Source organism: Ammoniphilus soli, from assembly GCF_040813775.1.
Genome location: NZ_JBEGDL010000013.1, coordinates 137,753 through 158,944, shown reverse-complemented (window position 1 = coordinate 158,944; position 21,192 = coordinate 137,753). Strand labels below are relative to the sequence as shown.

Genomic DNA, 21,192 nt, shown 5'->3' with positions numbered 1-21,192 from the left:
CGCCAGCCGTAGTAGCAGTATGGACACTGAAACCCAATTTTCATTCTCTGTGGTGCAGCGCTGGTTTTGCGCTGCATGATGACTAACGGGATTCTATAGCGTGGAAGCTACTACGGTGGCTTCTTTTGTTTTTACTGAGGGAAGTAAAGGGCTGAATAGGGAGTACACGGAATTTCAACTTTCTCGGTTCGTTCATTTATCCTAATGCAACTTAGACGTTAATGGTAAGATTGAAAAAAACCGCTCGAAGGCGGTTTTCATTAGATGGCTTGTTTATACGATTTGAAAATGACTTTCTTCAAGATAAATCTTCTATCAATATAGAATGCTACCAGCAATGCCAGTAAACCCTGAAGTAGTGGTATGCTAAATGCTTCAAAGGAAAACGGTCTGCCTTCAAACTTTAGATGTTCGGCACGGTATTCGAGTCGTTTGGTAACATATTTAGCGGTTAGAATGTCTTCTTGCTTGGCTAAATCTTCAAGCGGTGCATCGAATACAAATCGGTGCGTCGAATCACTGTGCAAGAAGTGAACCTCCTTTGTGTTGCCCTTTTCGTTCCACTGTTTTACATCCTCTGCAGCTAATGTTTTTGCCTGCGTTCCCGTAACAAACATTTTGTCTAATTTCGGGGCATTTGACATTTGATATCTGGCGATCAGGTTTAGATTATACTTTGTAACGATAGGCTGTTGTGAGCTGGAAATGGTAAACACCTTTGTTGTTCCAGAGTTGGCATAAGTATCAAATATCGTCGTAAGTGCTCCTTCATCCATCCCGTTATACAGCAATACCCCTGTTTTTTTGGTCCATTGGAATGCTAGGTTGAACGAATAAATCAATTCGGTTCGATCAACATAATTAGGGTCTACCTTCGGATTTTTAACGAAATGATAAGAAGGGTAATTCATCTCTTTCGCTATTTTCTCCGCCATAGGTTCGCCTAATTGCTGTGAGATCACATAGAGGACGGCATCAATTCCTGAAGTGAGAGCTGCTGAAGAGACGATGTTCCCGTCTTCGACATAACGCACATCCCTTCTCCATTTTGTTTCAGGATATTTATTGGTTTCCTTAAAAGCAAAACTTTTCCAGTCGGTAGTTGCTTCTTTCCCTTTTAATAAACCTGTATCGGCCAGATTCAACCCTCCAGCGCAAATGCTTAACAACTTCGTATCAGAATGTTTTTGTATCCATTCCCGGACAGGTTTATACTTTGCTTCGTCAACTATAGGCATGGCCGGGATCACAATAAGGTCGGGACTTTTTCCTAATAATCGATCCAGTTCATCAAAAGAATAGTGCGGCATCAGATCCAGACCACCAGAGAGTGTTTTCATGTTTTTGTCCGGAGCAACTGCATATACGTTATAAGCCTCAGTCATCGCAAACATTTCATACGGAATCATAAAATCGATCACTTCTGTCGTCGGATTGGATAAAAGGACAGCTACTGTGGGTTTTTTTGGATTATGTTCAGGCACGCTCACGCCTTGTAAAGCAGGGATTGGTGTTGGCCGAGTGGGAATCCAATATTCCTGATTGGAGCGAACATACCCAAACGCACCGATCCCTCCCACAAACACTACAAAAGTCAATACATAAACAAGGATACGTACTAATAACGTCTTCACTCATTTTCCTCCTCAAATATATATTCTTATAATTACAATACATAGGTACGGTATATTAAGGGTGAAAATACTCTGACTACTATCCGGTTTTAACCAATGACACCATTCTAGGTAAATCTAGGGAACATCTACTACGAAAGGAACGATAAATACTTTACCATCCGTTTAACATAGCGGCTTTCTTGTTCATCATTAAACGCTCCTTTTCCCATATCATTCACATTCACTATACTATACCCCTATAAGGTATATGTCAAGGAAAAATTACCATTAAAAAGCCTATTTATTTAACAAGGAGAAAGAATGAATCGTTCTCCTCCTTGTTCATTAGACTTTCACTCTCTGTAATCTCAAAGCATTTAACACAACCGATACAGAACTTAACGCCATAGCAGCACCAGCTAACCACGGGGCTAGGAATCCGAGGGCAGCGACAGGGATGCCTAATGAATTGTAGGCTAAGGCCCAAAATAGATTTTGTTTGATACATACCCCCGATAGGTAAAACGAGTGGATGATTTTTTCTTCCTAAGACCACAATGATTTACACTCTTAGGGAGAAAACCAAGCCGGGTATCGGCTCGGAGTGATCTATGTTATTTTACATCGTATCCTTGATCCTCGATCACATCTTTAATTTTTTCTAAGGAGACCTTGTTTTCATCGAATTCTAAAGAAACCGTTTTAGCTCCTAAATCGACTTTAGCGACAATATCCAGTTCTTTTTTTAAAGATCCTTCAATAGCTGCGACACAATGGCCACACGACATACCTTCTACGTTTAAAGTTACAGCTTTCATGGTCATACCTCCTAAATGAATGTTTAGATTAGTCAATATGATACGTGGTTGAACCGTTAATCACATTGATCTTGATTACTCTAAGTTATTTACCATCCAAAGTTAATCAGAGTGTATATCACAAATCCGATGGATAACACCACTGACACCATAGGGTAATAACTTGATGTACTTTGGCTGGTTCCGCTGTGTAACGAATGTTCGTATCGAAAATGCAGTGGTGAGGAGTGTAATCACAATCATCAACCGCCGAACCCATAATATACCCGACATTGTAGCCAGTGTGCTTGTGGAACCTCCCAAAAGAAATAAAATGCTCATGTGTAACCAATGATGAGAGGACCCCTATCCAGTAACTTTGGTATGGCAACTGTTGAATATAAGCTGAATGTATTGCCATCACGAAAAAACGATGGCTTATGGAACGTTTATGTATAAAGTGACCAATACAACACAATGCGTAATTAAGTTGTATCGGCGGTCATAATTGATCCACCTTTATGCGGTGTTCGCATCCCAATAGGGTAAACCTTATTGGGACTTTGAATGGAGATAACAATGTTTCAATACTTTATCAAATCCCATTTACATATCCTAAAAACTATTTAACTATCGGGAGTCGATTGTTCAGGAAGACTGCTATGGCAGTCTTCTTTATTTTTTTCTTAGTGTATAAGAATCTCAAAATCGATAGATTAAAAGCAAAAATCAGCCCATGTCGGCTGTTTTTTGTTTTACATCAATTAAAAAAACGGCTAGATGCCGAACGGCCGCCCCACAGTTCCATTAATTGTGGAAATTATGTACGAATATTTCAGTTGCTTATTGGTAAAATATTCATTAACAAAACCATCTAGTAAAATTAAATTTAAGATACCTTGATGAAAAGGGAGGGAAGCAGCCGGTCATGTTGATTCGCATGATTCTTCATCAGCTTCGGAAGAAAGAACAAGCCCACATGCAACAGCAAATGACGAAACAACAAGACCCGCTCTCTGCAAACTTAACCCAAAATATCCGGGTCCTTAGTGCCATATATGAGGAATGTTCCGATGTCGCCTTTCGTCCTTTTTTAATCGGAGGAAAAGTTAAAGCTTTCCTTATTTATATAGAAGGACTATCCAATATTGAAGAGATGGATGCGAACGTACTCGCTCCGCTAATGCAGGAATCAACGGAGAAACTGAATACCCTGAATGAATTGCTGGAAAAGAAATTATCCGTTACGAAAGTGCAAAAGGTGAAGACTTTTGCCGATTGCGTAGAAAAGCTTTCTATCGGTAATCCACTATTATTGTTGGAACAGCAAAATGAGGGTTTCGCTTTAGGCTTGGCCAAATGGGAGAAGCGATCGGTTGAGGAACCTACGGCTGAAAGCACTGTCCGGGGACCACGCGATGGATTTACGGAAACATTAGGAGTTAATATATCCCTGCTGCGAAGAAAGCTTAGAAGCCCTAAATTGAAAATGAAAACGATGAAAGTGGGCAGCTATACCCAGACCGAGGTGGCCATCGCTTTCATCCAAGATATTGCTGATAAAACGTTAATCGAAGAAGTGATGAATCGGCTGCAGCGAATCGATATCGATGGGATCCTGGAGAGCGGGTATATTGAGGAAATGATCGAAGACAATCCTTTTTCGCCGTTTCCCCAAATCTTAAGTACGGAACGTCCTGATGTTGCCGTTTCCAGCTTGCTGGAAGGGAAGGTCGTCATTTTGGTCGATGGAACCCCTTTTGCTTTAGTGGCTCCAACGACTCTCTATTCTTTATTGCAGTCTAGCGAAGATTATTATGAACGATTTTGGATCGGAACAGCCATCCGCTGGCTGCGGTATTTATTCGTGGTGATTTCCCTGCTGCTGCCTTCCTTCTATGTAGCGGTTCTTACCTACCATCATGAGATGGTCCCGACTACCCTTCTGATTAGCATGGCATCTTCACGGGAAGTCGTGCCGTTTCCGGCTCTGGTAGAAGCGTTGATCATGGAGATTACATTTGAAGCGCTGCGGGAAGCAGGGATCAGGCTGCCTAAACAGGTTGGCGCTGCCGTCAGCATTGTAGGAGCCTTGGTCATCGGTCAAGCGGCGGTTCAGGCCGGGTTGGTTTCCGCTCCTATGGTTATGGTGGTAGCGATTACGGGCATTGCCTCCTTTACCATTCCCCGCTACACAGCCGGGATTGCCTTAAGGATGCTGCGCTTCCCGATGATCATTCTTGCAGGAACGCTCGGATTGCTCGGAATTATGATTGGGATACTCCTCATCCTGATCCACTTAAGCACCTTGCGTTCCTTCGGTGTGCCTTATTTGACTCCGATGGCTCCGATGAAGGGGCGGGACATGAAGGACGTCCTGATGCGGGCACCCTGGTGGATGCTGAACACACGCCCGCACTTAACCGGAAAAGATAACCTTTACCGGCAGGCTCCTGGCAATAAACCGAATCCCATCCATGGGGATGACAAGACAAGTGCAAGAAAGAAGTGAAATGAATGCGACTGAATCTTTCTAACTACCGTCCCATTGTCTTTCCAATGAAAAAAATCAGCCTGATTCTTTTTCTTTGCCTGAACCTATGTTTGCTTACAGGCTGCTGGGATCGAACTGAAGTCAATGATTTGGCCATTGTGACGGGAATTGGCTTGGATCAACAGAAGGAGAAGGGAATCGAATTGACTATTCAAATGTTTGTTCCGAAAATGGTAAGCGGAGGCCAGGCAGGAGGCGGAGGAGGAGGTGGAGGAGGTGGTGGAGGAGGAGAAACCCTCTACAGGTCCGGGACGGGAACGACGATTGCGAATGCTCTCGCAAACCTTCAGGAGAAAATTCCACGGGAGGTTTTCTGGGGTCACACCAAGGTCATCGTGATCAGTGAGAAGCTGGCGAAAGAAGGCATTCGCGAACCGATGGACTACTTGGCCCGTCATCCTGAGCCCCGCCTGAGGGCCCATGTATATGTCAGCAAGGGCAAAGCAAAGGATGTCATGGCTTTGCTCCCCCCTCTGGAACGAAGCTCCGCGGAAGTGCTGAGAGAATTGTCGGAATCCGAAATATTGATAGAAACAACCTTAAAAGATTTCCTGCAGATGCTAATCAGTGAAGCAGCTACAGCGGCCGTCCCGATGGTCGACATCTTGCCGCCTCAGAAGGGGCAAAGCAAGCTGCAATCGATAGGCTTTGTTAACCGCACGGCTATTTTCAAAAAGGATAAAATGATCGGTCATATTGATGCGAGGCTGACAAGAGGAGTTCTTTGGCTGAGAGACGAAATCGAACAGGCCACTATTACGGTGAGGCCGGAAGCGGCGAAGGGAGGGCATGTCTCGGCAGCTCTGATTCGTGCCCATACAAAGCTGCTTCCCGAAATCGAAGATGGGAAATGGAAGATGACCGTTAAAACGGTAGCGGAAGATGATTTGGTTCTCAACGGCACAAATTTGAGCCTAATGGATCCCGAAATTACAAATATGGTAGGAAAGGAATTGGAAAAGGAGATTGAAAATCGCATCCAATCAACACTCCAGAAAGTTCAAAAAGAAATGAGAGCGGACATCTTCGGATTCGCAGAGGCTTTTTATCATAAGTATCCGAAAGAGTGGGAGAAAATGAAAGACGAATGGGATGATGTCTTCCCCAAGGTGGAAGTCAAGGTAGAAGCCAAAGTGTATGTGCGCAGACCCGGTTCGTCGACTGCTCCGCAAGGATTGCCTGAAAAAGAGGTGAAGAAAAAATGAAAATTGTAGCCGCATTGGGGATCACCATCATTGTTGCCCTTATGGCGCTATTTCAAATCGCTAGACTGGATCCCCAGAAAAACCAAAAAGAAAAAGCTGCTTTTTTGGCACTAACAGCGGCAGGATGGCTTCTCTCCCTCCTGCTCGTATTCTTTCCGGACATGCCGGGGCCCAAGCAGTTGATCATGACGATCTACAAACCCTTTGGGAAAATTTTAGAGCAATAAAAAGCGAGGAATTTTAACGGTATCCTCAAAAGAGGGAAAAGAGGTGAAAGCATGCTGGAAAAAGGAAAAATTTCCGCTTTGCAAATGGGAATCATCATGTATCCGGTAGTTGTAGCAACTGCCGATCTTTTGGTTCCGGCGATTACCACGAAGTACGCCAAGCAGGATATGTGGATCTCTCCCATTTTGGCTTCCGTTACCGGGTTTCTTGTTGTGTACACAGTAAATCAGTTAAACAAGGCCTATCCGCAGGAGACCATCATTCAATACAGCGGACGCATACTCGGTCAGATTCCAGGAAAAGTACTCGGGTTTCTGTTTTTGCTATTTCTTCTGTTAACAAACGGTCTTATCATTAGACAATATGGAGAATTCATCGTCGGCAGCTTTCTTACGAAAACGCCGTTGACATTGATCATGGGCAGTATGGTACTAACCTGTGCCCTTGTTGTGCGCGGTGGATTAGAATCGTTGTCAAGAGTAGCCCAGATGATCGTACCGGTGGTGGTTTTATTGTGGGCATTGATCTTTACCCTGCTTATACCGGATATGGAAGTGAAGAACATGCTTCCCATTATGGGGAAGGGAATGATGCCTTCCCTCCTGGGGGCGATTACTCCGATGGCCTGGTTCACCCATTTTGTGCTGCTTTCCTTTTTTCTTCCCTTCTTGACGGACCGGGAAAAAGGAATGAAGTCGGGGATGATATCCGTCATCTGTGTGATGATGACTTTGTTTATCATCAATATAGGAACCCTTTTCCTATTTGGAGGCCTTACATCCATGTTAGCTTACCCGGTGATGAGCGCGGTACGGTATGTTAGTATTGCCGACTTCCTGGAACATCTTGAATCCCTCGTGATGGCGATTTGGGTTGCGAGCGCTTTCCTTAAAATCTCAGCCTATTATTATGCGCTTGTTCTAGGCACTTCTCAATGGTTGGATATTTCCGATTATCGAGTTATCGTCTTTCCGCTGGGCCTTCTTTTGTTGGTTTTTAGCCTTTGGTCGCTGCCAAATCTTCAAGAAGTCAACTATTTACTGACATATGTAGTATTCAATAATTTGGCCTATGAAATGATCATCCCGCTATTACTATTACTCATCCATACCATAAGGAAAAAGATGGTTTCGAAGTAGATTTAAAGCCCAAATGAGTTAGTACCGTAGCAAGTTCCTATCCGCGCATCATTGATTTCTCCAGGTTTCATGGGCCATTCATGAAATATTGGGAGTAGCTAGAGCCCATGGAAGATGAGCTAAAGAAAATTGAAGAGTTGCACAATCTGATACCTGAACATTCCCAAGATATGATTATCCGTTTCACGTCACTGGGGATTTTAACCTATGTATCACCTGCTTCCAGTCTTCATCTTGGTTATGAACTAGAAGAGCTAGTCGTAAAAACGGATAAGAAACTCAGCGGTTTATTAGAAAGTGAATTAATCGATTTTGAATTATTTATAAGGCATAAAAGTGGGAAACGAGTAGAGGTAAGGACTACCCTTTCACTAATTATATCAAAGGGGAATAGGTAGACCTCTCTTTCTTTGTCACAGATATTACAGAACAAAAGCAACCCGAAGAATTCATTAGATCAGAACAGTTATCCGTTGTAGGAGAATTAGCTGCTGGTATCATGTTAGTACACTTGCAAGACAATGCAGTATCAATGAAACCGCTCCAAAAACCGTCACATTTTTCCTTTTTTGCCCATGATATAATTTGGATAGAAATTTAATACTTACAAATCGATAATGGCATACTCACCCGAAAGGGGAGGACGCAAAGCCTACGGGTCTAAGGTGATAAAAGCTATGGCAGCCGGGTTACCGAAATTGTGCATATTCCTTATAAAGAGAACCGCTCAGTTTCATTAGAGTGATCTTTTTTATTTACTGGAGGGGATTAGCATGGTTTCTATTGATGAAATAAGAAAAGAGATCGAACAATTAAGGGCGGAGATGGAGAATAAGGCCATGGAGCATCAATTGAACTTTTTGCACCCGGAAGTCGTCCATCTAAGTCAGTTATTAGACAAGCTGATTGTACAAGTGATGCAGGAGGAGCTAGCCATCCATACATGTGCATAAAATGAGAGCCTACATAATACAAGGCTGTAGGCTTTTTCCTTTTAAATCGTCACTTATTGAACAATTCTTCCCGGTAGCTTATTATTTGCTAACGGAGTCAATAGTTGAGGAGCCATGATGATAGCGGCTCCTCTTTTTGTTCAGCTATTGGGCAGTTATCTTCAGTAAGTTTTATCCCTAACGCCATTTTTTTGTTTTAAAGCAGTTATTCTAAACCCAGAATATCATTTTTGTGTTTTCGTATAGAGATTAATAAGTTAAAACCCAGCCTTATTTGGCTGGGTTTTCTTTTATCCATTTCTCTGCCCACTTTTCACACTCTTCCATCATGGGTTTTAATGATCGACCCTTTTCCGTCAGTTCGTATTCAATGCGGATTGGGATTTCAGGATACACGTTCCTTCTTACAATATCCGCTGCCTCCAACTCCTTAAATCGTTCTGACAACACTCTATCACTGAGGGTTGGGATGATTCTGGATATATCTTTAAATCTGGCTGGACCGTTCATTAAGACACGAATAATTAAACCTGTCCATCGTTTGCCCAGTAGTTCAAAAGCGGACTCAAATGTAGGACAGAGCGTAAAGTCTTTCATGGAAACCACCTCCAATTATAATTTTTTATAAGGTACTTGACGTAAGTAAGTATAACACAGTATGATACTTACATAAAGTTAGTTATAATAAAAAGTCAGTAAATAATAAAAGGTAAAAAGAGGGGGCAGTCTTAATGAATCTTGGTCTTTTAATCATTCGTTTAGTCATTGGTCTAACATTTATGGGACATGGCGCTCAAAAACTGATTGGTTGGTTTGGAGGGTATGGACCGAAAGGAACCGGCGGTTGGATGGAATCCATTGGGATGAAACCCGGTGTCCAAATGGCAATCCTTGCAGGATTAAGTGAATTAGTAGGAGGCTTGCTTTTTGCTGCGGGGTTTTTGACGCCTATCGGCGCACTACTCATCGCTGCTACCATGGTGGTGGCTATTTTGAAAGTTCATGGACAAAACGGATATTGGAGTGATAAGGGAGGATTCGAGTACCAAATGGTTTTGATTGCGGTGGTAATCGGTGTGGCTCTTATTGGTGCAGGTTCTTATTCTCTTGATGCGGTGCTATAAGGTAATTTGAGATGTTTAGATCATTAAAATGGGAAATATAAACGAAAACACAGGAGGTTATCATGATTAAGGTATATCCAGCAGAATCGCGTTTTACAGCAAATCACGGGTGGTTAAAAACTTCTCATAGTTTCTCATTTGCCGAATACTATGACCCGAATAACATGAATTTTGGTTCTCTCCGCGTACTAAATGATGATTATGTAGCCGCAGGCAATGGATTTGGAGCACATCCGCATCGGGATATGGAGATTGTCTCCATTGTTCTAAAAGGTCAATTGAAGCATGAAGATAGTACGGGCGGTTCCGAGATCCTTAGACCCGGAGAAATCCAAAGGATGACCGCAGGAACGGGTGTCGTCCACTCGGAATATAATCCCTCCAACACCGAAGAGGTCAACTTTCTGCAACTTTGGTTTATGCCAGAGAAAAGTGGATTATCGCCATCTTATGAGCAAAAAGCGTATGACCAAAATGTATTGAAAAATAATTTGCTCCCAATCGTTTCGAACCGTGTTCAATCTGAACAGGTCGCGTTCATCCATCAAGATTTGACCTTGTATCTGTCAGAGTTAGACGCAGGAAAAACTCTCACCTTCACCCAAGAGTCAAATCGTAAAATCTTTCTCTTTGTAATCGAAGGCGATCTCGCATTAAACGAGCAAACCAAGCTGAAAACACGCGATTCAGCAAGGATTACTGACCTTACTGAATTGAAAATAGAGGCGAATTCAAACGCGAAATTGATGTTGATTGATTTACCTTAAGTTTTTAAAAAAATAGATCAGGAGGAGAAACAAAATGAACAATCATCAACTAGGAGCATTCATTTTAAGAGTAGTGTTAGGGATTTCCTTTAGCATTCATGGTTTTGTTAAATTCCAAGGGGGCATTGGTAATATTGCTGGATGGTTCGAAAGCATCGGACTTCCCGGATTTCTAGCCTATGTGATTGCAACGATCGAATTATTGGGAGGATTAGCCCTTATTCTTGGATTAGGAACACGATTGGTATCTGCACTATTAGCCATCATTATGATTGGCGCCACTTTAAAAGTGAAATTAGCCGTTGGCTTTTTGGGGAACGGTCAAATGGCTGGATGGGAACTTGATCTTGCGTTCTTGGCTATGGCTGTATATCTAGCTTTAAATGGCAGTTACGCTTATTCCCTAGATAGGACTTTGGGACTTTCAAAAAGAGAAGAAGCTGCTGCTTAACAGATTAACAATTCCCTAGGTTTCTTAGCTAAAAACGATTGGAAGCCACCAAGGAACGCAATAAACGGTGCGCCCGACATGACTCGGGCTTATTTATTAAACAGAAAGGGATGATCATGATGTCTATCCGCATTTCTTCAACAGATCAACAGGCATCCGGAGGATTTGACGAAGGAAAACTGGTAGAGCAGAAGCCTATTGGCTTTCCGGGAGAAGGATCAGCCGTAGACCGTGTGGGAACTTTGTTTTATTGGGCGTGGTTTCAAGCAAAAGAAGATGCCTATCTCCCGCCTCATCCTCATAGAGGATTCGAAATCATTTCCTACCTTTTAAATGGAACCGTGCATCATCAAGATACGCTTGGAAATGAAAGATCTCTTCATACTGGTGGTTTACAGGTCATGCAAACCGGTAGTGGGGTTCAGCACTCCGAAAAATATAAAGAAGGTACTTCCGGATTTCAAATTTGGTTTGAACCATTCATGGGCGAATCCAACTACGTTACACCCACCTATGCTGATTATGAGGATCACGAACTTCCCGTTGTTGTAACGGATGGTGTTACTGTTAAAACCATAGTGGGTGAAAATTCTCCCGTTCACTTAGTGGCAGACTCTAAAATGTGGGATGTCATAATCCCTGCTGGACATAAGTTTGAGCGCGATATACCCAAAAGCTACTCCATTGCAGGTCTTGTCGTGGAAGGTCAGTCGGATTGGCATTTCGAATCTGAAACAAGATCGGTAGATACAAAAGAGTTTGTAGTATGCGAAGCTACTACACCCAGTGCTTTAAAAATCGAAGCGAGCGCTAACGACGATACTCGCCTCATTCTAATTCAAGTGCCAAGTGTGCTCCCTTATCCTTCGTATAAAGAGGTTAAGCTTAGAGTTAAATTAAAAAAAGATGAATAAGTAAAGGCATAAGAGGAAGGAAGTTCACTGCTTACATTATTTTAGAAGAATCGGGAATATTTCCTTTGCATAGCAGCTTACGGAAATTATATTGTGTTTCATGAGCTTTTTACTTAACTATCGCGATTCAATTGCAGGGTATGCGATTGGCATCGGATTAATAAAAATTTATTCTAACGGGGTTCGATTGTTCGATAAGGAGTTGGGCTGCGTTCGGCAGTCCTTTTTTGTTCGGCTAAAGGGCAACATTGCGTAATACTTAGGGATTAAAACCTATAAGGAAAAGTTCCTCCATACTATTATCCACCGGGACTATCAAAACAATAATTTAGACCGACCTATACATAAGGGTCGGTCTTTTTGTTACGAGGAAAGTTTATTTGCGGGTTTTAATTACAAGCATTAATGAATTTACAATCCTAAACATGGGCTAATTCAGGCGTTTGAACATGTAGAGGAGGTGGAATTAACCAGCCCTTTTCTTTGTTGATTCTTAATAGTCTTGCACCATACTGAGCCTTAGCGGTATGAAACTGTCCAAACATCATAGCGATGTCCTCACGGATAGATTGTCCTATAACTTGACTACAAGATACCAATCCTGTTGCAATGTCCCTAGATACAGCAGCGGCTATCTCAGGATCTGTAAAACGTGCCCCAGCCGGAATACTTTCTAAATTTGCAACTGGACGTTCTGGTGGAGAGGGAGGAAGCCCAATCCCGTTGGCTTTTAATAGTGTCTCAACTTGGTCAATTGATTGCTTCATATTACTAAGCATGTCTTCAAGAAATTTTTTTAGATCAGTATCACCTGTATGATTAATAAATGTTTGGTATCCTGCCACCAATCCCTTGGTTGTTGAAAGGTAGCTCCAAACACCAAATACTTCACCATAATGCATTGGTTCATTTTGAGGATTGCCGCTCAATACTCCCATAATCGTCCTCTCTACACTCATTAATGTTGTAAAGTTCATTTTGGGTTCTCCTTTGTAAAGAACTTAACCCAAGTATATTTTTGGCAAAGTAGGGAGATTTCAATAATGAAAAAATTCCCAAGTTGTTGCTAACGGGAATCGATTGTTCGATAAGTTGGGCTGCATTAGGAAGTCCTTTTTTGTTCAGCTCAGAAAAAATTAGATTGTTGAAGATAGTTTATTACTTTTCTTGGAAATGATTAAGCTAGGTGAAGAAATAAAATATTAGAAGGTTAGGGTTCCAAATTGAACAATTATCATTATTCATATTCAGATATTGAAGAGATCCAGCGAAAATTAGTTGAAATGCGTTATGAATATTGGATTCAACATGATTTATTTACATTTCAATGGTGGATGTTATTGACGCTATTTATAACTCCGTGGGTTATTTGGTGGAGTGTTCTGGATAAGCAACGTATTCTTGAAATACTTTTATACGGCGTATCTTTAGCTCATTTTGTATTCATTTTGGATGCAATCGGAAAAGAATTAACACTTTGGGGATATCCATATAATCTTGAACCGTTAATGAATCGATTCTTACCTATTGATACATCAGCGCTGCCAGTTATCTACATGTTAACCTACCAGTATTTTTCGAGATGGAAAGCATTCCTTTGGGTACATATTTTGTTGGCATGTATGTTTACTTTCGTCTTAGAGCCTATACTTGTATGGTCAGATATTTATAAGATGAATAAATGGAAACATATCTATTCTTTTCCAATTTATTTTACACTTCCCGTAATAATGAAATGGTTCATCGAGAAAATAAAATTTCAAACTGTCCAGAGTAAATAACCTGGCTTCGGTTGGGGTGTATCTTTTGTATATTCATGCCTATAATGGACATAACAAGATTAAACGACGAAAGGAGGATTTTAAAATGACTATTATTCGTCACCTCATTCGCTTTGCCGTTGCAGCACTTGTATTGCTATTAGTCGGATGGATTGTCCCAGGATTTGAGGTTGTAGGGTATTGGAGTGCATTCTTAGCTGCCATTATTATCGCAGCTATTGGATGGGGGATTGAGGCATTCATGGGGCCAAGAATATCTCCTTATAGCCGCGGGCTTATTGGGTTTATTGTAAGCGCGATTGTCATTTACATTACTCAGTTTTTTATTGCAGGTGTTCGAGTCACCATGATTGGAGCACTTATGGCAGCTATCGCAATCGGGATTGCTGACTTGTTCGCGCCGGCCAAACCTCGTATTGCTCAGGAAGAAAGAGGAGGGCATGATGATTAAAACCTTGCAATAAGATCAGAGTAGAAAAATAATTTGACTGTTTATATGGTTTTATTTATCAACCGTAAACCGTTCAATATCTCAACTTATTTCTCCAGTTTGCAGCTGGAGCTTTTTTATTTTTTAGGACAAAGAGTGATAATAGTCTTATAATAATTTATCATTATAATCAAACTTGAGTGAGATCTTCATCTCCTTCTCGTACACTCATGAGCTTGCTTCGGCAGGCTTATTTTTTTGTATAACGTAGAATCTGAGTTGATATTGCAACTTGTACTAAAAGGCTTCTTTTGTGCGCTTGACAGCGTATGGGAAAGGGCAGAATTGTTCGAATTTTTTAATAGGTCTTTAGCATGATGAATACGATAGTCAAGCAAATATTGGTGAGGGGAGCTTCCTGTATATTTCTTGAACATTCTAATAAGAGGCACTAAAGAAAGACAAATCTCAACCGGATGATATTCAATATGCTTCCCCTTTTGCAATAATTTGGTAGTAATTGGTGATAATACCGTTAAATTCAAAACAAGCAGGCGAAAGAGAGTTTTGATAATGGAATTTCTAACTTTTATTACACAATTTGCAAAACATCCCGGGATGGTCGGAAGTATTGTTCCAAGTTCTAAATACCTGACTAGACGAATGCTGGCCCCTGTGAACTGGCAGGAGGTTAGGGTTGTTATTGAACTAGGTTGCGGGACAGGTGCGATAACACGGGAAATCATAAAGCGACTACATAAAGAACCGACCCGGATCACGCTATTTGAGCGGAATTCGAATTTTCGGAGCTTGCTTAAGAAAAGGTATCCTGATTTGCCCATCTATGAAGATGCACAAGCGTTAAATACGGTTTTGAAATCGCAAAACAAAAAAGCGGACGTCATCATTTCGAGCTTGCCCTTTTCCAATTTTCCCGATGTGCAGCAGGATTTTATCCTACAGGAGGTCCACAAAGCACTTGATGATGAGGGAATATTTATTACGTATCAATATAGTTTGCAAATGAGGCAGAAGCTTGAACAATGCTTCTCGAAAATGAGTGTGCAGCTAGAGTGGATTAATATTCCGCCAGCTTGGATTTATACCTGTACCAAATGAACGATGAATAACCATACGTTACCTCCCATGTATGGTTATTTCCTTTTATTTCCTTCATCCGTATTTCCGTTTTTAGGAATAATGTAATAAGGAAGGTCGGGAGGTACAGGTTATGTTGAAGATATTATGGAAAGACGATATCTTTATTTCTTTGCAGTTGCTTGGGATCATGCTGAAGTCCTTTTTGTTTGTTTACCTTGCGACGGGTATGACGTATTCGTTATCTCCTTTTCACCTGGAAGATGCAATGGGATCCTTGCCATTGCATTTCTCTATCTATTTAGCCTTTCTGTCGTTTGTTTTTTTGGGTAAGCGAAAGGCTTACCTGGCTCTTTTCCTCAATTTCATCTTCAGTTCTATCCTGATCATCGATTTAGTCTATTTTCGTGGCTTCGGGGTACCCACCTCGCTATTCGCCTTAGCGATGATTGGACAGTTAGGGGATGTGGGGGATTCCGCATTTGAGCTTATTCACCCGTCGGATTTCCTTTTTTGGGGAGATGTGATCTGTTGGTCTATTCTCCTTTTGATTTACCGGAAAAGCGATGGAAGGACGGAAATCCAGGTCCCGAGGTTTATCATCTGCCTGGCTTTTGCGGTTGTGGTCGGCATAGCCGCTTATCCGGAGGGCTTAGTGCAGAAAGTGTTAAAAATTAAGCATCGGCCCATTTTTGCTATCCAAAAAGTTACTTCCATTGGCTACCATATGTTCGACTTCTATGATTACATGCGAGCATCCCAGCCTGTCTCCTTGACAAATCATGAGAGGGATGAGGTGGATCAATGGTTTGTTAAAAATAAGGAAATCAACAGGCAGCAGGCAGCCAATGATCAGTTATACAAGGGGATATTTCAAGGCAAAAATGTCATTTTTGTTCATTTCGAGTCCCTGGAAAGCAACGTGATCAATCAGCACATAAATGGACAGGAGATCACACCTCACTTGAATAAGCTGCTCGCTCATAGCTTTTATTTTGAGAAGATCAAGGAACAAGTGGGGGAAGGAAATTCAGCTGATGCTGAATTTATGGTATTTAATTCTCTATATCCTTTATCTCAGGGCATCATTAGCCTGCGTTATCCTTCGAATAGCTATTTTGCTTTCCCTAAAGAACTTGTTGAGAATGGATATGAGACAGCGGCATTCTTGGGAATGGAGAAAGGGTTTATGAACATGGCCATTGTGTTGCCTAATTACGGGTTCAAGCAAATCGTTTCCCTCCCTTATTATCAATCTCCTGAAAAAATTGGTTTGGGGATACCTGATCAAGAGATGTTTAAGCAATCTCTAAGCTATATTAGGAAATTAAAGAGGCCATTTTTTGCTTATATGATTACCCTGACGAATCATGTACCTTATAGGCTCCCCCCACACCTGCTAAATCCTTCTTTGACGAAGGGGATGAAAAACAATGGCGTTACTCGGTATCTCCAAAGTGTCCACTATGTGGATCGGGCGTTAGGTTCTTTTATCGAGGGATTAAAGAAAGAGGGGTTATTGGAGCAGACCGTCCTTGTCATTTACGGAGATCACCAAGGTGTCAACAAGTATTATGCGGAGGATGTACAAAAAAGCGGGCTTACCTGGCTTAAAAATAATAAGAATCTGCCTCTGCTGATTTATCATCCCTCTTTGGAAGGGGTAAGGCTAAACCAAATGGGAGGACAGGTAGATATCCTTCCAACGGTTCACTATTTATTAGGACTGAAGACGGATCCTCGAGCTGCTTATCGTGTGGGTCGAAATTTATTCAGTTCACCTAGGGGATTTGCGGTTTTGAGAAATCAACAATATGTAGCAGATGATAGGCCTGCCGAGGATATCCAGCATCACCGGCAGCGAGGCACGGAAATCAGTGACAAGGTGATACAGGGCAACTTCTTTCCGGAGTCATAGAAATTCGAAAGTGATATCGAATCCCTTTCATATCCATAAGGAAAAGATTAGAGGGTGTCTGATAAACTTTTTGGACACCCAGTTATGCAGTGAGAATTAAATCTTGGCGTCATCCAAGGTTTCTAGCTGCTTCTTTTCCCAAGCTTCATCGAGTTCTGGGAGGAGGAGCACACTTTCTTGTTCATTTGGATCTGTGCGGGCAATCAAAGCCGTGCAAGAGTGCGTTTGACTTGGATTATAGGGCAGATGAGGTATGCCTGCTGGGATGTAAAGAAAGTCGCCTTCTTCTATATCCATTCGTTGCTCAAGCTTCTCGCCATACCACATAACAGATTTGCCTTGCAGGACATAAATGGCCGTCTCATGACTTTCATGGAGATGAGCATTGGCCCGTCTTCCGGGGGGAATGGTTAATAGATGCATGCAGATTCCTTGTGAACCAACGCTTTGCTTTGAAATGGCCTCGTTGTAGTCAAAACCCTGCTTTCCGTGATAAGTTTTGGACGAGCGAATGAGTCGACAAGTGCGTGGTGTATCCACTTATTGTGCCTCCTATCCTCATTGGGTTGGAACTATATTGGAAGTTCTCTTGTATTAATTACTTCAAAAATGCGAAATAAATTCCTGGTTTTGCGGAGATCCCTGCTGAAATCTCTCGATAGGCGGGAAAAGTGTCTTTCCTTTGGGAGGATGAATACTCTAATAGAAAAATCATCTCGAGGAGGATTTCCATGGCACTCATCCCTAATGATCCTTTTCGGTACTTAAGTGAAGTACTCAATGAAATGAACTTTAGCCTATTTTCAGGTTCGAACGGAGCCTTTTCCATCCGTTTGGATGAAACGGAGGATCAGCTGATTGCCATTTGCCATGTACCAGGGCTTAAACGAAAAGAGGAAATGGAAGTTGAACTAGAACTAGGTGGAAGGGTTCTTGTCGTAGGGCGCAAAACGTCAGGCTCGTATGAAATGAAAGGCGAAAGGGTGTACAAGAGCAAACAATTTTGTGGCTATTACCGACAAGCCATTCCTTTGCCTTCACCCGTTCGGGGTTGGAGCACAACCTATTCAAACGAGGAAGTAAAAATTTTCATGCCAAAAGTCAAATAGTGACTGTCAAAGGAAAGTGGAAGGAAGAAAGCCAATCTGGAAAAAAACGGCTTTCTTTTTTTCTTTTTAATTCTGCCGTCAGGGCGAGTTAAACCATAGTCTGTTGGTATAGTTTTCCATACTGACCCTTGACTGAAAAAGGAATTGACCGCCCTTGAGCTATGAACTCCGCGGTCTATGTCATTGAACCTGAGCAGACCTATTTGAGGAAGGTCAGTTGTACAACCAACCTGTAACGCCAAATGAAACAAATGTGACCGCTTGTTATCTGACTTTCCACTTTAAATCATAAGGATCTTTTTCTATCGAGATAGAATGCCCGTTACTTTCAAAAAAGAAGGATTTGCTCCTGGCTAATCTATAACCGAATTTGATATGAGTGGTAAGTTTGTGAAATAAAGTAAGATCTAATGGTTCTTTTATATAATAAATGACTTCGTCATTCCATTGTGGGGAATGCTTTATGGCCTCCTTTAAGAAGGGGGAGATTTTTTCTACCGCAACAAGCAGGGAAACTCTCCTGGTTTTGCTTTTTTTGAAATATTTTTCCCTCATACTTTCTTCTTCTTTCTCTTCTTCGATAAGGTGGATTGGACTAACAGACTGAATATCATATCCAAGAAAAAGCGTATCCAAATATTTTTCAATCAATTGTTCTACCAATATAAACTATAGTTCATTTTCCACCGAGGGCAGTTTTAAAAGCCTTGGCACCACGCAAGGGACTCCGACGATTGCAAATAAGGGGTTATTTTTTTCTAGTTTGTTATTTTTAAGCAATACCACCAAATTCAAATAATTTTTATTCGATAACACCGGAAACGGATGTGAAACATCTACGGCCATAGGAGTTAACAAAGGAAAAATATGATTAAAATAGTATTGATACAAAAATGTTTCTTGTTCAAGATTGATTTGATCCATCGAAAGAAATTGAATATTTTTCGGTTCCAATGCAGAAAGAATGACAGATAGACTCCGAGTTAATTTTTTGATTTTATTTTCAATGCGACAATGATTCAATAGTGGTTCTTTTGGAAAACAACAACCCATGCTGTTTAACAGTCTATCATAACGTTTGTCGCGGTAAGGAACATGTGAGAAAAGCCATTCATCAAAGGATGATGTGATTGCAGCAAGATCATTTAGAAGCTCTAAGAGAGGTTTTTCTTCATCTAAAGCCTTATGAAGGCGCTGTAAAACAGTACACCATTCTAAACTCTGTCTAAAATGCGGATTGTGAGAACCGGAGATGATCATTTCGTTTAACCCTCAAACAAATTTAATTAAAGTACTTCCATCACTGGTTGAAGCACCGGTGAAATGATGATTTGATCTTTTTTGCTTCTCACGACAAGTGTTACCTGCCACGAATTAGCTGCCCATTGTATCTTTTTTTGAATTTTCTTTTCGTATTTCATAAAATTTTTCCAGTTGATATCTATTACCACGGTTTGTTGTTCTGGATCATATTGAACGCTTTTAATTTTTGTACTTTGCTTATGTTCATAGTCCAATACATCAGCGATTCGTAGGATCGATATTAGTGACTGCAACTCCTGAAGATCTTGATCGCAACTATCCAAATCCAATATCTCCGGTTTCCGATGATTCAATACGATAAGCCCCACCGTACGACGTTCTTTCTCCTCCAGATCATTTAAAAATCGGTCATGCATAATTAGATAACGACTATGTTCATGATGTTCCCTTTTCCCAATAAAATGGCCAATATCGTGCAAGTAAGCGGCTAAAGTAACATATTTTAAGTGAATTTCATCAAGTTTATGCAGTGTTTGCAAAGAAGTAAATAGGTGTTGCGCTAGATGGGATACATACTCAACATGTGCTTGATCACTATGATATTTCGTTATCATCTTTTCTAATGCCGATGATATTTTGTCAGGCAATGTCTATGTCCTCCTTCGATCTGATGTCTACTAAACTATTTTTAATTTATGAAATATTCAATATATTATATCTATATCCTATTATTGTTGCAATCATTACTAAGAATTTGGATAAAATGACACCTGGGAGTGTTCATTTTCAGTCGGAAGCTGGTAATCCGAGTAACCAGCCTCTACTAGATGGGGAAAGCGAACACCCTACCTTTACCATTAATAGAGAAAAGAAAGGATGAATAGGTACTTATAGTACTCGTTATCAGGAACAGAATGGTCTTACTTTTGTGAATAGTTGAACAAACTGGGCAACCAATGGGTTGTTCTAGCAGTAAACCGGTAAGAAGAATGAACTTATTAATGACTCTCTTGGAGAACAGCTTGCTTTACTGGTCGCGTTCTATATGGACAGAAGATGGATCACGAAGAAAACAGGGAGAAAATCAGAAGGTTCGGTGGTTGGAAGGTAGTTTAAAACATATGTCAAGTAGAAGCCAATAACTCTGGCTTCTACTTTTTCTTAGCTTTTCTAATCTTTCAGAAATATGGAAGAAGGAGCAACTCCTCTTGCGTTAGAACACAAATGCCAGTTGTTCATCCTTATCCCTTGATTCAGATGATAGGGGTTGTTCCTTTTCAGGGATATGAGAGGGTAAATCGTACGCTTCTAGTATTGAGTATACGCGGTTCATAAGAGTCTAAACATAGGTGCGTGAGGGGTACGCTGATTGGTATTGCTTCGTGTATGCGGCTAAAAAATCAGGTGCACATGTTTCTAATGTTTTGAAATACCAGGTTCTCACTCCTGGCTTCAGTCGCAGTAAAGAGGGAACAGCGTACACTGCCTGGTGTGCTTTTACTTTGGACTGGGGAACATCGGCTTCAGAAGAACTCCAAAAAGTCTTACCGGAAACAAGTATAGTTGGTGCTTTTAAAAATACATTCTTTAAAGTATTTAATGAGCCCCTTCACAAAGGATTGAAGAGCGATGTTTATTTAACCAGTGCTGATGAAAAGGCCAAAAGCATTGTAAATGATTTGCTCGAAAGCATTTCATTTCGATTAATTGATGGCGGAGAACTTAAGAATAATAGGACGATTGAACGTATGACGTTATCTGAAAGAGAAGTATCTATGCGTTATGGGAATTATCCGCATGTATCTTTTCGGATGTGGGGACTCGAAAAGGAGTGAGCCGCGAATG

Annotated in this window: 25 protein-coding genes and 1 riboswitch; of the genes, 17 read left to right on the top strand and 8 right to left on the bottom strand. The window is 41.2% G+C overall.

Features of this window, described 5'->3' with window-relative positions; translation table 11 throughout:
- Positions 1-260: 260 nt before the first annotated feature.
- On the bottom strand, positions 261-1,634 hold the full coding sequence (locus tag ABLT31_RS23095; protein ID WP_367756134.1) for a DJ-1/PfpI family protein: 1,374 nt from the start codon (positions 1,632-1,634) through the stop codon (positions 261-263).
- 596 nt (positions 1,635-2,230) lie between these two features.
- Positions 2,231-2,434, bottom strand: a complete 204-nt coding sequence (locus ABLT31_RS23090) for a copper ion binding protein (RefSeq protein ID WP_367756132.1) — start codon at positions 2,432-2,434, stop codon at positions 2,231-2,233.
- A 919-nt stretch (positions 2,435-3,353) separates the two neighbouring features.
- Here ABLT31_RS23090 and ABLT31_RS23085 point away from each other — a divergent pair.
- From ABLT31_RS23085 to ABLT31_RS23060, 6 genes are all read left to right on the top strand, one after another.
- A complete protein-coding gene (locus ABLT31_RS23085) occupies positions 3,354-4,925 on the top strand; it encodes a spore germination protein (RefSeq protein ID WP_462976525.1) in 1,572 nt (523 codons plus the stop codon).
- 5 nt (positions 4,926-4,930) lie between these two features.
- Positions 4,931-6,172 (top strand): Ger(x)C family spore germination protein, encoded by a 1,242-nt coding sequence (locus ABLT31_RS23080; RefSeq protein WP_367756130.1) that lies wholly within the window; start codon positions 4,931-4,933, stop codon positions 6,170-6,172.
- A complete protein-coding gene (locus ABLT31_RS23075) occupies positions 6,169-6,399 on the top strand; it encodes a hypothetical protein (protein WP_367756128.1) in 231 nt (76 codons plus the stop codon). Before ABLT31_RS23080 ends, ABLT31_RS23075 begins: the two co-directional genes overlap by 4 nt.
- Positions 6,400-6,450: 51 nt before the next feature.
- Positions 6,451-7,539, top strand: coding sequence for a GerAB/ArcD/ProY family transporter (locus ABLT31_RS23070; protein ID WP_367756126.1), 1,089 nt, complete (start codon positions 6,451-6,453; stop codon positions 7,537-7,539).
- A gap of 107 nt (positions 7,540-7,646) precedes the next feature.
- Entirely contained in the window at positions 7,647-7,937 is a 291-nt protein-coding gene (locus ABLT31_RS23065; protein ID WP_367756124.1) for a PAS domain S-box protein, read from the top strand.
- Between the two features lie 211 nt (positions 7,938-8,148).
- Positions 8,149-8,236: riboswitch (cyclic di-GMP riboswitch) on the top strand.
- 76 nt (positions 8,237-8,312) lie between these two features.
- On the top strand, positions 8,313-8,492 hold the full coding sequence (locus ABLT31_RS23060; protein ID WP_367756122.1) for a Spo0E family sporulation regulatory protein-aspartic acid phosphatase: 180 nt from the start codon (positions 8,313-8,315) through the stop codon (positions 8,490-8,492).
- 270 nt (positions 8,493-8,762) lie between these two features.
- On the opposite strand, the gene ABLT31_RS23055 is transcribed toward ABLT31_RS23060, so the two are convergent.
- Entirely contained in the window at positions 8,763-9,089 is a 327-nt protein-coding gene (locus tag ABLT31_RS23055; RefSeq protein WP_367756120.1) for a winged helix-turn-helix transcriptional regulator, read from the bottom strand.
- A 134-nt stretch (positions 9,090-9,223) separates the two neighbouring features.
- Between ABLT31_RS23055 and ABLT31_RS23050 the strand changes: the two genes are divergently transcribed.
- From ABLT31_RS23050 to ABLT31_RS23030, 5 genes are all read left to right on the top strand, one after another.
- A complete protein-coding gene (locus tag ABLT31_RS23050) occupies positions 9,224-9,616 on the top strand; it encodes a DoxX family protein (RefSeq protein WP_367756118.1) in 393 nt (130 codons plus the stop codon).
- A gap of 62 nt (positions 9,617-9,678) precedes the next feature.
- Entirely contained in the window at positions 9,679-10,383 is a 705-nt protein-coding gene (locus ABLT31_RS23045) for a pirin family protein (RefSeq protein WP_367756116.1), read from the top strand.
- A 34-nt stretch (positions 10,384-10,417) separates the two neighbouring features.
- Complete coding sequence (locus tag ABLT31_RS23040; RefSeq protein WP_367756114.1) at positions 10,418-10,834, top strand: DoxX family protein; 417 nt, start codon at positions 10,418-10,420, stop codon at positions 10,832-10,834.
- Between the two features lie 38 nt (positions 10,835-10,872).
- The gene (locus ABLT31_RS23035) at positions 10,873-11,748 is read left to right on the top strand and encodes a pirin family protein (RefSeq protein ID WP_367756112.1); all 876 of its coding nucleotides are present in this window, start codon (positions 10,873-10,875) and stop codon (positions 11,746-11,748) included.
- A 100-nt stretch (positions 11,749-11,848) separates the two neighbouring features.
- A complete protein-coding gene (locus tag ABLT31_RS23030; protein WP_367756110.1) occupies positions 11,849-12,004 on the top strand; it encodes a hypothetical protein in 156 nt (51 codons plus the stop codon).
- Between the two features lie 163 nt (positions 12,005-12,167).
- On the opposite strand, the gene ABLT31_RS23025 is transcribed toward ABLT31_RS23030, so the two are convergent.
- Positions 12,168-12,686 carry a DUF3231 family protein gene (locus tag ABLT31_RS23025; protein WP_367756151.1) on the bottom strand — a complete coding sequence of 173 codons (519 nt, stop codon included), beginning with the start codon at positions 12,684-12,686 and terminating at the stop codon, positions 12,168-12,170.
- A gap of 345 nt (positions 12,687-13,031) precedes the next feature.
- On the opposite strand from ABLT31_RS23025, the gene ABLT31_RS23020 reads away from it, so the two are divergent.
- The 4 genes from ABLT31_RS23020 to ABLT31_RS23005 all read left to right on the top strand — a co-directional run bounded on the left by ABLT31_RS23020 (position 13,032) and on the right by ABLT31_RS23005 (position 16,975).
- Positions 13,032-13,529, top strand: coding sequence for a CBO0543 family protein (locus ABLT31_RS23020; protein ID WP_367756149.1), 498 nt, complete (start codon positions 13,032-13,034; stop codon positions 13,527-13,529).
- A gap of 85 nt (positions 13,530-13,614) precedes the next feature.
- The gene (locus tag ABLT31_RS23015; RefSeq protein WP_367756108.1) at positions 13,615-13,980 is read left to right on the top strand and encodes a phage holin family protein; all 366 of its coding nucleotides are present in this window, start codon (positions 13,615-13,617) and stop codon (positions 13,978-13,980) included.
- A gap of 552 nt (positions 13,981-14,532) precedes the next feature.
- On the top strand, positions 14,533-15,078 hold the full coding sequence (locus ABLT31_RS23010; protein ID WP_367756106.1) for a class I SAM-dependent methyltransferase: 546 nt from the start codon (positions 14,533-14,535) through the stop codon (positions 15,076-15,078).
- Positions 15,079-15,190: 112 nt separating this feature from the next.
- Positions 15,191-16,975, top strand: a complete 1,785-nt coding sequence (locus tag ABLT31_RS23005; RefSeq protein WP_367756104.1) for an LTA synthase family protein — start codon at positions 15,191-15,193, stop codon at positions 16,973-16,975.
- Positions 16,976-17,071: 96 nt separating this feature from the next.
- Here the strand turns inward: ABLT31_RS23005 and ABLT31_RS23000 are convergent, their stop codons facing one another.
- Positions 17,072-17,515 carry a cupin domain-containing protein gene (locus ABLT31_RS23000; RefSeq protein WP_367756102.1) on the bottom strand — a complete coding sequence of 148 codons (444 nt, stop codon included), beginning with the start codon at positions 17,513-17,515 and terminating at the stop codon, positions 17,072-17,074.
- A gap of 191 nt (positions 17,516-17,706) precedes the next feature.
- On the opposite strand from ABLT31_RS23000, the gene ABLT31_RS22995 reads away from it, so the two are divergent.
- A complete protein-coding gene (locus ABLT31_RS22995) occupies positions 17,707-18,084 on the top strand; it encodes an Hsp20/alpha crystallin family protein (RefSeq protein WP_367756100.1) in 378 nt (125 codons plus the stop codon).
- A gap of 264 nt (positions 18,085-18,348) precedes the next feature.
- On the opposite strand, the gene ABLT31_RS22990 is transcribed toward ABLT31_RS22995, so the two are convergent.
- From ABLT31_RS22990 to ABLT31_RS22980, 3 genes are read right to left on the bottom strand one after another with little or no spacing between them, the layout of a single operon-like run.
- Entirely contained in the window at positions 18,349-18,735 is a 387-nt protein-coding gene (locus tag ABLT31_RS22990) for a hypothetical protein (RefSeq protein WP_367756098.1), read from the bottom strand.
- Between the two features lie 18 nt (positions 18,736-18,753).
- Entirely contained in the window at positions 18,754-19,344 is a 591-nt protein-coding gene (locus ABLT31_RS22985) for a polyphosphate kinase (protein WP_367756096.1), read from the bottom strand.
- Positions 19,345-19,370: 26 nt separating this feature from the next.
- Positions 19,371-19,994, bottom strand: coding sequence for an HD domain-containing protein (locus ABLT31_RS22980; RefSeq protein WP_367756094.1), 624 nt, complete (start codon positions 19,992-19,994; stop codon positions 19,371-19,373).
- Positions 19,995-20,729: 735 nt separating this feature from the next.
- Here ABLT31_RS22980 and ABLT31_RS22975 point away from each other — a divergent pair.
- Positions 20,730-21,182 (top strand): hypothetical protein, encoded by a 453-nt coding sequence (locus ABLT31_RS22975; protein ID WP_367756092.1) that lies wholly within the window; start codon positions 20,730-20,732, stop codon positions 21,180-21,182.
- Positions 21,183-21,192: the final 10 nt, after the last annotated feature.